Origin of the sequence: Hyphomonas beringensis (assembly GCF_000682755.1) — a bacterium.
GTDB lineage: Bacteria > Pseudomonadota > Alphaproteobacteria > Caulobacterales > Hyphomonadaceae > Hyphomonas > Hyphomonas beringensis.
In genome coordinates, this window is the sequence record NZ_AWFF01000008.1 from 1 (window position 1) to 273 (window position 273).

A 273-nucleotide genomic window follows, 5' to 3' on the forward strand; every position below is an offset into this window, starting at 1 on the left:
ACCATCAACCGTCAGTTCCTTCGGCGTGATCGTAGCCGTCAGACCCGTCGGATCTTTGACCGTGTAATTCGACGCCTCGTCGCCTGACAGCCCATAGCCACTTACGGTTACCGGCTTGCCATTTCCGGCATTCTTGTCCGCAAACTCGGCCAGGATGCCAGTCTCATCAATCGTAACATCGGCAATATCATCCGCCACGACCCCGACCAGCGTCCCAAGCGTCAGAAGATCAAGCGCATCCGCGGTCCCGTCATAGACACGGTTGGCCACGGA

General features: G+C 57.9%; 1 protein-coding gene. It reads right to left on the reverse strand.

All coding sequences use genetic code 11. The annotated features are described in order from the left end of the window. The coding region (locus tag HY29_RS19330) for a YDG domain-containing protein (protein ID WP_034791174.1) at positions 1-273 on the reverse strand (273 nt) is incomplete at both ends.